General features: G+C 44.1%; 8 protein-coding genes. 6 read left to right on the forward strand and 2 right to left on the reverse strand.

Annotation, left to right across the window (positions count from 1 at the left end):
• Nucleotides 1–229: 229 nt before the first annotated feature.
• Nucleotides 230–4,795, forward strand: coding sequence for a LamG-like jellyroll fold domain-containing protein (locus AC1DOV_RS11435; RefSeq protein WP_477549981.1), 4,566 nt, complete (start codon nucleotides 230–232; stop codon nucleotides 4,793–4,795).
• A 212-nt stretch (nucleotides 4,796–5,007) separates the two neighbouring features.
• On the opposite strand, the gene AC1DOV_RS11440 is transcribed toward AC1DOV_RS11435, so the two are convergent.
• On the reverse strand, nucleotides 5,008–5,493 hold the full coding sequence (locus AC1DOV_RS11440; RefSeq protein ID WP_076266706.1) for a C40 family peptidase: 486 nt from the start codon (nucleotides 5,491–5,493) through the stop codon (nucleotides 5,008–5,010).
• Nucleotides 5,494–5,658: 165 nt separating this feature from the next.
• Complete coding sequence (locus AC1DOV_RS11445) at nucleotides 5,659–6,639, reverse strand: aldo/keto reductase (protein WP_441881586.1); 981 nt, start codon at nucleotides 6,637–6,639, stop codon at nucleotides 5,659–5,661.
• 243 nt (nucleotides 6,640–6,882) lie between these two features.
• On the opposite strand from AC1DOV_RS11445, the gene AC1DOV_RS11450 reads away from it, so the two are divergent.
• The 5 genes from AC1DOV_RS11450 (at nucleotide 6,883) to AC1DOV_RS11470 (ending at nucleotide 11,455) form a co-directional block, all read left to right on the forward strand.
• Nucleotides 6,883–7,671: an alpha/beta hydrolase gene (locus tag AC1DOV_RS11450; protein ID WP_076266708.1), complete on the forward strand. Its 789-nt coding sequence runs from the start codon at nucleotides 6,883–6,885 to the stop codon at nucleotides 7,669–7,671.
• Nucleotides 7,672–7,852: 181 nt separating this feature from the next.
• Nucleotides 7,853–9,346: an alpha-N-arabinofuranosidase gene (locus AC1DOV_RS11455; protein ID WP_477549982.1), complete on the forward strand. Its 1,494-nt coding sequence runs from the start codon at nucleotides 7,853–7,855 to the stop codon at nucleotides 9,344–9,346.
• A gap of 14 nt (nucleotides 9,347–9,360) precedes the next feature.
• Nucleotides 9,361–9,633, forward strand: a complete 273-nt coding sequence (locus AC1DOV_RS11460; RefSeq protein ID WP_441881577.1) for a DUF6171 family protein — start codon at nucleotides 9,361–9,363, stop codon at nucleotides 9,631–9,633.
• Between the two features lie 215 nt (nucleotides 9,634–9,848).
• Nucleotides 9,849–10,862 carry an S-layer homology domain-containing protein gene (locus AC1DOV_RS11465; protein WP_477549983.1) on the forward strand — a complete coding sequence of 338 codons (1,014 nt, stop codon included), beginning with the start codon at nucleotides 9,849–9,851 and terminating at the stop codon, nucleotides 10,860–10,862.
• Nucleotides 10,859–11,455, forward strand: coding sequence for a TlpA family protein disulfide reductase (locus AC1DOV_RS11470; RefSeq protein ID WP_477512908.1), 597 nt, complete (start codon nucleotides 10,859–10,861; stop codon nucleotides 11,453–11,455). Before AC1DOV_RS11465 ends, AC1DOV_RS11470 begins: the two co-directional genes overlap by 4 nt.
• Nucleotides 11,456–11,473: the final 18 nt, after the last annotated feature.

An 11,473-nucleotide genomic window follows, 5' to 3' on the forward strand; every position in this document is an offset into this window, starting at 1 on the left:
TGAAACTAACTTACATCATTTATATATTTTCTATTGACGATTTACAGCGTTTGTCGTTACAATGTAAACGTTAACAAAAATAGTAATCGATTAGTTTAATTATTATTCGTTGGTCAAAAGTAATGCAGGAATAAGGAATGTGAGGTGAATGGGAGCGTATCGTTCGATTTACTGATGATGCCATCATGATGAATGAAACATGATTTTCAATCGAAAGGGGAGTTATGCGATGCTCAAATATTTTAGCAAACGGATTGCATTGGTTCTTGTTTGTTTATTACTTGTACCTGCACCATTAATTATGGCCGCTGAAGGTAATACAGAACCCGTTCAGAGTACCTTGGATCGTGCAAACCAAAGCAAAATCAAATCCGATGTGAAAGGTCACTGGGCGGAAAAGGATTTTACAGCCTGGTACGAGAAACAGCTTATTCAGGGTTATGGAGATGGGAAATTTAAACCAGATCAAGCGATTAGTCGAGTGGAATTTATGACTCTGATGAATCGGGTGTTTCGTTTTGTTGATGAGGAAGAGATTGTTTTCTCTGATGTATCTGCATCGAGTTCTTTTTACAGTGAAATGAAAAAGGCGGTTGCGGCAGGATATATTTCCGGTTACAGCGACGGAACGATCCGTCCGGGCGATTCCATTTCTCGTCAAGAGGCTGCCGTTATCTTAGTTAGAGTATTTCGATTGAGTAGTGCGGCTAAAAATGAAAGCGCTCTTACGGATCTAGGCTCATTGCCTTCATGGAGTAAGGAAGCCGTGAATGCGCTCGTTATGGAAGGGTACGCAACAGGATATAAAGATCAAACATTTAAACCAACTAACAAGATTACAAGAGCTGAGGCGCTTCGGCTAATAAACAATATTTCTGGAGAGATATTGAATCAAGCGGGCACATATACGGATGTTTCTAGCAAAAACATAATCATTAATACAGCGAATATTACGTTAAAAAATACAATTATTGAAGGAGATCTATATTTAACCGAAGGCATCGCCGAAGGGGATGTCATACTCGACAATGTCAAAGTAAAAGGAGTAGTGAAGGTATTTGGAGGAGGCCAAAACAGCATTAAAATAAAGGATTCGGATATCGCGCAAATTTTTGTTGATAAAAAGAATGGCAAGCTGCGAATGGTAATCCAAGGAACAACAACCGTTGGTCAAGTATTCACCATTTCAGGCGTTAAGCTTGAAGAGGCTGCCGGTTTAACTGGTGATGGCTTCATAAATGTATTGATTGACAAGGATATAGCAGCGGATGCAACCATTGAGCTCGATGGAAACTTCGATAAGGTTGAGATTTCTGCATTATCTTTACCTGCTATTAAATTGCTGAAAGGTATCATAAGTAAAATGATAGTGGAGCAAAAAGCAGCCTTGCATGTGAATGAGGCCGCGGAAATTAAAGAGATTATCATTCTGTTTGAGGGTAAGCTCAAAGTTACAGGCAAAGGCAAAGTGACAAGCAATAGTGAGAATGAGGCTAAGCTTGAGCGAGAGGCAGCGACATTTCCTGCTTCTGGTGGTAATAGTGGTGGAAATGAAACACCTGCACCATCAACAACTCCTACTCCTACTTCGACACCGATGCCGACGCCGACGCCGACTTTTGAAAATGTATCGGTTCACGATCCATCCGTTATTAAAGTTGACGAAACGTATTACGTATTCGGCTCGCATTTGGCGGCTGCCAAATCGAATGATCTCATGAGCTGGTCGTTAATTGATTCAGGCGTGACGGAAACGAATAAACTGTTCAAGAGTGCTGAAAGCAATGTGAAAAAGGAATTGGCTGAGGCGCTCGGCTGGGCAGAAACGGATACGCTATGGGCTGCTGATGTCATTCAACTTGCAGATGGCAAGTTTTACATGTATTACAATGCATGCAAAGGAGATCAACCGCTCTCAGCACTCGGGGTTGCAGTTGCGGATAATATCGAAGGGCCATATGTGAATAAAGGCATCTTCCTGAAATCAGGCAAAGGAATAGGCGCTGAGGGTACTGCTTATGACGGTACAAAACATCCGAATGTTGTTGATCCCGATACGTTTTTTGATAAGGATGGCCGATTATGGATGGTTTATGGCTCATACTCAGGCGGAATTTTTATTTTAGAGATGAATGCCGAAACCGGTTTTCCATTAGAAAATCAAGGTTATGGCAAACGCTTGATGGGTCAAAATCACAGTCGTATTGAAGCGCCTTACATCCAATATCATCCGAATAGCGGCTACTATTATTTGTTTGTGACATTTGGAGGATTAGATTCGGTTGGCGGCTACAATATGAGAATATCTCGCTCCTTAAAGCCGGATGGACCTTATGTGGATTATGAAGGTCAGGATATGATTCAGGCTCACGGTCCAGAGGGTTCATTCTTTAAAGATGCGGCAATTGAACCATATGGCGTGAAGAGCTTTGGTAATTTTATTTTCAGCAACTTAAACGGACAAGCGAACTTTCCTACCTATGGTTATGTATCAGCAGGTCATAACTCGACTTACTACGATGAATCAAATGGTAAGCTGTTCAACATTTTTCACAGTCGGTTCCCTTACCGCGGGGAAGGCCATGAGGTTCGTGTGCATCAGATGTTTATGAACGAAGATGGCTGGCCAGTGGTCGCTCCGCATCGTTACACAGGTGAGACGATTGGCAAAATTTCCGAAAGCGATGTCGTTGGCGCTTATCATTATATTAACCACGGCAAAGAGATTACGAAGGAGATTAAACCTTCTGTTTACATTAAGCTGGAACAGGACGGCAAAATTGCAGGGGCTGTGACCGGAACTTGGGAACTAGATGGCGACTATTATGCGAACCTGAAAGTTGATGAGCTTGTAAATGACGTTTCTGTTCAGACGACATACAAAGGAGTATTCGTTCGCCAATGGGACCCTACTTCGAACGCATACGTCATGGCTTTTAGCGCTTTGTCAGGCAAAGGCGCTGCTGTTTGGGGAAGTCAATTGGAAGCGTTAACTGATCAAGAACTCGCTGCGAATGCAGTTAATAGGTTAACGCTAGGCGATACAAGCCGCATATATAATGATGTCAGCCTTCCCGTGAAAGCTGCAAACCATTGGCCGATTACATGGGAGTCATCTAATGAATCAGTCGTAACGGCAAGTGGAGCTGTAACAAGGCCTAGCGCAGGTTCCGGTGATGCAGCGGTGCAATTAACAGCAACGATAACGTTAGGCAGCGCAACCGCATCCAAAACGTTCACACTTATAGTTCAACAGCATAATGTAAGTCCGCTAGCCGATGGATTAGTTGCTCAGTACAATTTTGAGAATAATCTTGAAGAGATGACGGGCATCATGGCGGCAGGAACGATCACGGGCGACCGAATTGATCGTACAGGCGGAGAAATTTCGTTTGTAGATGGAACGACGGGTAAAGGAAAGGCAGCTAGCTTTAACGGCGCGTCAGGTGTTCTTTTGCCGGAAGGCTTAATTTCAACAAATGAATATACAGTATCGATGTGGCTGAACCCTTCCGAGGCAGCAAACATTGCTCCAGCTTTCTTCGGTGCACAAACGCCGCAAAGCTGGATCAGCTTTATGCCAAGAGGGCATGATTTTGCGAAAAATAATACGATGCTCTGGTCAGGTGAAGCTTGGTATGATGCATCTACAGGTATTCAAATCAAGCTGAATGAGTGGACACATATTGCATTTACAGTGAAAAACGGCGAGACACAAATATTCATCAACGGCATTAAGAAATATTCCGGTACAGGAATGCCAAACGTGTTCACAGACAAGCACGGTCTGTTTGCACTAGGGGTCAACTATTGGGACACACCTTATAAAGGTCTCATCGATGAGGTTCGTATTTACGATTTGGCTTTAAATGCAGAGAAAATAGGGTGGTTGGCTTTTGGCGAGCCTGATGCCTCTGTTCTAGTTGCACAAATTCAGCTTGGTGCTGCGGAGAAGTCGTTATCCATTGGCACAGCTTATTTGCCTGAAGTCAATGTTTTACCAGTGAATGCAGCTAATAAGTCGATTACTTGGTCTTCAGCCGATTCCAACATCGCTGCTGTGAATGCAGATACGGGGCAAGTAACAGCGGTTGCACTAGGAACAACTACAATCACTGCAACAGCTGATGATGCCGGACATAGAACAGCGACCTATATTGTACATGTGACGGATGGTGAAAATGCTTATTATGCTTTTGAATCGAATCTAATGGATTCATTAGGGCGTGTATCTGCGGGTACGATTACAGGCAATAGAGTAGATAATACGGGAGGCAGCATTACGTTTGGAACAGGCATTTTGGGGTCGGCGGCTGTATTAGACGGCGCTTCAGGCATTCGTCTGCCAGACGGTATAATAGAAGGCAATGTTTATTCGGTATCCATGTGGCTTAATCCTGCGGAGGCGACCAACTTTGCGACAGCATTTTTTGGATCAAGAACGAATGAAAGCTGGATCAGCTTCGTGCCAAGAGGCCCAGTCAACAGCAACACGATGCTTTGGTCTGGCACTGCTTGGTATGATGCGAGTACAGGGCTGGAAATCAACATCGGACAATGGACGCATATTGCGTTTACCGTTAATAATGGCACAGCCAAGGTGTATATTAATGGAAAAGAAAAGTTTACAGGCTCCGGCTTCCCAAATGTGTTTACTAATAATAGCGGTGTATTTGGCGTGGGGGTAAACTATTGGGATACTCCGTTTAAAGGCGCAGTAGATGAGTTGAAAATTTATAGTAAAGCGCTGACGGCAGAGCAAATAGCGGCTGAATTTGCACTCGGCAGCCGTTAAAAAAATAATGAAATAGACATGCAGACCTAATGAAGGTACTGCATGTCTATTTTTTTATTCATTTCATCCATAATAGAAAGAATATAATCTTATTGTTTCATATGCCTTCTATATGGTTAAGAATGTTATAGAAGCTAGCGATTGATTCACGATAAACAGAAAAAAAGCTGCTATCGCAAAGGGCGATAACAGCCAAGTACTATATTATAAAATTAATTTGTGACGCGTCTTGCTGTAACATAACTCTTGGACCAGTAGCTGGAGGTCATGTCCGACACGGTAACACCAGTGCTTGTAGCGCTGTGGATAATTTTGTTGTTGCCTGCATAAATAGCGACATGGCTGATCGTCTTGCCATTCGTTTTAAAGAAGACAAGATCGCCCATGCTGAGTGAACCCTTAGGAACCTTCTCGCCAACCGTAGCTTGTGCTACAGATGTGCGTGGAAGAGAAACATCAAGTCCTTTGAACAAAAATTGAGTAAAAGATGAACAGTCAAATGCGTATGTAACGCCTGCCGGTGCACCGAATTTATATGGAGTGCCGATAAATTCTTTTCCTGTAGAAACAAGATTAAGTGTTTCAGGTGTAGCTGCATGTGCCTTTGGAGCAAAAGTTCCGATTGTGAATGCCGATATGACGATAGCGCTGCAAATGCCTGCTTTGGCAATCGATTTCAGTAGGTGTAATTTTCTCATGCTGTCAGGTTGTCCCTCCGCGTTTCGTTTTATGTATTATGACTATAACACATCCGCAAAAGGGCTATTTTCACTCATGAGAACAAAAGGGCAGGTATTATAAGGATTATGAGCGATTATGAGAATTAAATGAAAAAATATTAATAATCCGCGTATTCCCGCGAATTAAGGCATATTTATGCCTCTTGCGCTTACTAGAAGCGTGTACCATTGCTCTCTCGTCATAAGTTCCGATTGCTTCACCGCATCCTTGCAGGCTGCTATCCGCTTAGGATTAACAGTGCCGATTACAGGCTGAATGCGAGCGGGATGCTTCATTAACCAAGCTAGTACGATGGCTTCCGGTGTCGTTTCATTTTCTTCAGCTATTTGTTGTACGAGAGCAGCTGTTTTCAATTCTGACTCCGTTGCGTTCTCGGATACTCTTCCAGAAAATTTCCCCTGTGCCAGAGGCCCCCATGCTTGAATTTGTATATTTTCCATTTGCATCAATTCCATAAGACCTTCAGCAAAGTTGTCTTTTAAACCTGCCTTTTGATTGACATGCACACCTTGATCGATGAAATCATGACGGAGTAGACTCATTTCCAGCTGATTTACGACAATAGGATCAGGCAGCGAGCGCTGCAGGAAACGAATTTGTCCCGGGCTCATATTGGATACGCCAAAGTTGCGAACCTTGCCGGATAATTTCAGCTTCGTAAAAGCTTCTGCAATTTCATCCGGCTCCATAAGCGGATCAGGGCGATGAAGCAGCAAAACATCTAAGTATTCTGTGCCAAGCCTCTCCAATATGCCATCGACAGACGATAAGATATGCTCTTGCGAGAAATTGAAGCGTCCAGGTAAAATGCCATCGGATAGCTGAATGCCTACTTTAGATTGAATAACGAGCTGCTCACGAAGCTTGGGCTGCTTTTTAAGAATTTGACCGAATACGGATTCTGCTTTGCCTCTTGTGTAAATGTCCGCATGATCATACATCGTAATGCCGATTGATAGCGCGGCTTCTATCGCTTCCTCTGCTTGCTTGATATGATCAGGTGTAATCGGGTCTGCAAGATCCCAGCTTCCGCCAAACCCCATACAGCCTAACACGAGACGGCTGTCGGATATTCCACGACGCTCTATTGGCATCATTTTCATTCGTAATCAACCTCCAAAATTTATATTCACTCTGTGACGATTTCTATTATACCTTTCTATTTCTGTACATATAAGCACTGAAAAAAAGTTCACTAACTAACCTTAGGGCGTATAGGACATGGAAGCATCACCGTTTCATATGATAGATTGCAAGCGCTTCATATAGATGCTACATTACTAGTATTACAGATCATTAGAGCAAGTTGATAAAAAAAGCATATCTATTAATAGGAGGAATATCGTTTGGCACTCATTACTTGCAACTTTTTTTCTGAGGCACTGGGCCTCAGTACATCGATGACCGTTATTTTGCCGCAGCAGACGACATCGCAAATTGGTATGAATAATCGCAGCAGTCAGAAGCTTCATAAAACGTTATATTTACTGCATGGCTTGTCTGATGATGATACGATTTGGATGCGCAGAACTTCTATCGAACGTTATGTAGCCGAGCAAGGTTTTGCGGTTGTCATGCCGAATGTGCATCAAAGCTTTTATACGGATATGGCCTATGGCAATAAATATTGGACGTTTCTAACCGAAGAGCTTCCGGCCGTTGCTCGTTCTTTCTTCCCTCTATCTGATGCCCGTGAAGATAATTTTGTCGCTGGCTTATCTATGGGCGGTTATGGAGCTTTCAAATGGGCATTAAGGCATCCGGATCGTTTTGCCGCAGCTGGCAGCTTATCCGGTGCACTGGATATGGCGGATATGGTGAAACGGAGCGAAATGACTGATCTGAAGCGTCTGTTCCATCTCATATATGGTGATAAAGAAATTAAAGGCACGGATGATGATTTACTGCATCTTGTAGCGGGGAGTGCCAAGCTGGATTCGGCGGCTAAGCCTCTGCTCTATCAATGCTGTGGTACGGAGGATTTTCTATACAATGATAATATCGCCTTCCGTAATGCGAGCGAGCAGGCGAATTATCCTTTAACTTATGTTGAAGGCCCAGGCAATCATGAATGGAGCTATTGGGACACGCATATCCAGCAGTTCTTAGAATGGCTGCCAAAACAAAACGAATAAGAAGGAAGCTATCATGCCGAGAGGCTGGTAGCTTTTTTTTATTCGAAGGGTTGCAAAATGTATCCGCTACCATTATGATTTGGTTAGGATTAATGTATGAGTATATGGATGAATAAATGTATTAATCCAACTATTTATCAAAGTCTATTTATTCTATTATATTGAAGCGAGGTCGATTTATTTGGCAAACCGTATAACCATTAACGCTGATTTGGCTGCAGGTACGATTAATCGCAATATTTATGGACATTTCTCTGAGCATTTGGGACGTTGTATTTATGAAGGGATATGGGTAGGCGAGGATTCTCCTATTCCGAACACAAACGGGATTCGCAATGATGTAGTCGCAGCGCTTAAGCAGCTGAAAATTCCAGTTCTTCGTTGGCCGGGCGGCTGCTTCGCGGACGAATATCATTGGAAGGATGGCATTGGACCGCGCGAGTCGCGAAAGCGGATGATCAACACCCACTGGGGCGGTGTTGTTGAGAACAATCATTTTGGCACGCATGAGTTTTTGATGCTGTGTGAAATGCTGGAATGCGAGCCTTACATCTCAGGAAACGTGGGCAGCGGCACCGTTCAGGAAATGTCGGAGTGGGTAGAGTACATGACATTTGACGGCGTATCGCCAATGGCAGAATTGCGTTCAGAAAACGGCAGGGAAAAGCCGTGGAACGTGAAATATTTTGGCGTCGGCAACGAGAACTGGGGCTGCGGCGGCAACATGCGTCCTGAATATTATGCGGATCTGTATCGTAGATATCAAACCTATGTGCGCAATTATGGCGATAACAAAATTCATAAGATCGCTTGCGGTCCAAACGTAGATGATTACCGCTGGATGGACGTTGTCATGCGGGAAGCGCATGGGATGATGGACGCGATATCGCTGCATTATTACACCATTCCGGGTGAGTTTTGGACACAAAAAGGTCCAGCAACAGGCTTCTCCGAGGATGAATGGTACGGTACATTAAAGAAAACATTTTATATGGACGAGCTGATTACACGTCATTCGGCTATTATGGATCGTTATGATCCGAAGAAGCGAGTTGGCCTTATGGTTGATGAATGGGGTACGTGGTACGATGTGGAGCCGGGTACAAATCCAGGGTTCCTGTATCAGCAAAACACGATTCGTGATGCGTTGGTTGCTGGAATTACGCTTCATATCTTCCACGATCATTGTGACCGGGTACAAATGGCTAACATTGCTCAGGTGATCAATGTGCTGCAATCGGTCATTTTGACTGAGGGAGAGAAAATGGTGCTGACGCCAACGTATCACGTTTTTGATATGTATAAGGTGCATCAGGATGCAACGCTTCTTACCACGTCAATTGACAGTCAGGATTATGCGCACAATGACCAGAAGATTCCGCAAGTATCCGTATCTGCTTCAAAGGACGCGAGTGGCCGCATCCATGTAAGTTTGTGTAATTTGGACAATCAGTCCGGAGCGGATGTGGAGATTGATCTTCGCGGCCTAGCAGGTGCAGGGCTTAAGGTTTCGGGTACAGAGCTTTCAGCTTCCGCTAAGGACGCGCACAACACGTTTGAAAATCCGGAAGCTGTTGCGCCAACCGCATTTCAAGCTTTCACTGTTAATGGATCAAAAATTAGCGCGAAGCTCTCGCCAATGTCGGTAACGGTGCTAGAGCTGATCTCGGAATAGGGATACCACCAGCAATGAGCAGCAAAAATGCGTGCAAAGGCTGTCGTGATGATTACCTTGTCACTGATGAGCAGATCGATCGGATTTTGGCGGCGCCGATGTTCCAGTCCGAAATTAGTGTGCCGGATGATGTGTACGAGCAGCGCTTAAAGCAATGTAGAAACTGCCCGAAGTTTCAATATGGTACGACATGTATCGTATGCGGGTGTTTCGTACGTATTGCCGCCAAATATAAAGAACGTGCTTGTCCGAATCCTGGGGATAGCCGCTGGTCGAAATATGCATGAAAATATATGAATAAGGATCTTAGAGCTGCTCTCTGTCTATATAGAGAGCAGCTCTATTTATTTTTAAAAAGGAACGGCGGAAATTCATAACTTTTAACCTGATATTGCAAATACATTCCAAATTCATCTTTGTACAATAAAACTATCGATTGGATTGCTAAATGGTTATGCACATCTCTCATTACTATTCTATGTAGATGAAAGGGACGATTTCATTGAAGAAATGTAAGCGTTTTATGTCGGCTGGTTTGATCGTTTTATTGCTTGCTATGGCACTCCCAAGCTTTGCGTTTGCAGCGGATACGCCGGTGTTCGCACTTACCCAGGAGAAATCGGATAAAGATATTAAAATCGTCGTTACTGCGGATAAGCTAACCGATATGTACGCTTATGAGGTAAAGCTGTCATTTGATGCAAAGAAGCTTCGTTTTAAAAGTGCCAGCAGCAGCATTGCAGGATTCTCGATATCGCCGATCGTCGAAGGCAATCAAATTGTGTTTGCTGCGACGAAGATAGGGAACAAAGCAGGCGAGAATGGTAAAAGCGTATTATCCAGCTTTCTATTCGAGCCAATAGGAAATGGAGATACCGAGGTAAAGCTCACGGATGCGAAGCTTGTAAAAAGCACCCTCGATTCCAGTAATCTGAAGCCTAATGTGAAGCTTACCGCTAACCTTGGAAATTCAGCGGCGTCATTCAAAGATATTACGGGACACTGGGCAATCGCATCCATTGAGCGGGCTGTTCAGCTAGGTTTTGTTAATGGTTATACGGACGGAACCTTCAAACCAAATGCACAGGTTACCCGAGCGGAATTTGCAGCGATGCTCGTCCGAGCACTAGATTTGAAGGCTGATCTTGCAGCAGATATATCGTTTAAAGATGCAGGCAGCATACCAAGCTGGGCTTCCGCTTTCGTTGGAACTGCAGTAAAAGCTGGCATTATAACAGGGTACGAGGACAATACATTCCGCCCTAGCAAGCCAATTAATCGTGCGGAGATTGCGGTAATGGTCGTTAGAGCGCTCGAATGGAAGGTTGATCAGGCGAAAAAATCGTCGTTTGCAGATCGGAGCCAAATTCCAGCTTGGGCGGAGCCTTCTGTAGCGATGGCTGCTGAAGCGGGCATCATCAAAGGCAGAGGCGAAAATAAGTTTGAACCAAGCGCTAATGCGACTCGGGCTGAAGCCGTTACTCTCTTGCTTGCTTTGATTGACTCAAAGCAATGAAAAAAACGATTCTAGTGATTTCCGTTTTTTTGTCAGCTACGGTATTGGGTTTGTTTTTCATATTAAATTCGGATCAAACGAGCGGCAATGCAGGCGATAAGCTGGATGCATCCGCGCTGGAGAGCGTATTAAGCGTGAATCAGGAAGCTGCTTTGCACCGCAAAGCGACTTCAGGAGTGAAGGCGCCTGCCTTTACGCTCAAGGATCTGAACGGAACAACCCACACCGTAGCGGGTGCAGAAGATAAACCGATTGTATTGCAGTTTTGGGCGAGCTGGTGCGAGGCATGCAGTGTTGAAGCTCCCACCTTAAAGAAGCTGCATGAGAAATACGAAGATAAGGTCGATTTCTATGGCGTGAATCTATCATCAGAAGAAAAACAAGCAAGCGCAATTGAAACGTTCATCGAGGAAAATGAATGGCGGTTTACGAATTTACTGGATGCCAATAAACGTGCCTCTTACTTATACGAGCTGCATGCGCTGCCAACAACATTTATTATCGATACGGACGGCACGGTACTGGATACGTTTCATTTGATAGATCCGATGGAGTTTGAGAGCAAGCTGGAAATGTTAACGGAGGGGAGGTGAGCTTGCATCATCTGCTAG

Source organism: Paenibacillus sp. 01T47, from assembly GCF_056398245.1.